This window comes from Streptomyces sp. SP18CS02, from assembly GCF_036322365.1.
GTDB lineage: Bacteria > Actinomycetota > Actinomycetes > Streptomycetales > Streptomycetaceae > Streptomyces.
Map to the genome: position 1 here is coordinate 1 of NZ_JAQYXC010000038.1, position 494 is coordinate 494.

A 494-nucleotide genomic window follows, 5' to 3' on the forward strand; every position below is an offset into this window, starting at 1 on the left:
CGACTCGTTCCGCGCATGCGCGACCAGGAGTTCACCGAGGACGAGCGCGAGACGATCCGCCGCGGGATCGCGAAGGTCCGTGGGGCAGCCGACTGGCTGGAGGCCGCGATCGACACCGGTCAGTTCACTTTGGACGAGCAGTTCGCTCAGCTCCTCAAAGGCGACTGAGTCATGGCCGCCCGCCGCCGCGGCGGGCAGGCCCAGCCGCTGAGCGAGCACTACGGCGACCTGGTCCGCGTCGCCCTGATGGAACTTCTCTGGCGCCTGCGGGTCATGCAGCCGCAGATCACCCAGGTCTGGGCCGACTCCGCCTACGCCGGCCAGCTCGTCAACTGGTCCGACGACTTCCTGCACATGACGCTCAAGACCGTCTCCCGCCCTCGTGGAGCCAAGGGCTTCGTCGTCCTGCCCCGCCGCTGGAAAGTCGAACGCACCCTCGGCTGGATCATGAAAGCCCGGCGAAACGTCCGCGACTACGAACGCCTCCCTCAGCA

At 67.8% G+C, this 494-nt stretch carries 1 protein-coding gene and 1 pseudogene; both read left to right on the forward strand.

The features are described 5' to 3' along the window. Positions 1-168: DUF6192 family protein (locus PUR26_RS00090; RefSeq protein ID WP_329868001.1), on the forward strand; the 168-nt coding region annotated here is incomplete at its 5' end. Between the two features lie 81 nt (positions 169-249). Next, positions 250-494 (forward strand): annotated as a pseudogene (locus PUR26_RS00095) (transposase); the annotation flags it as partial.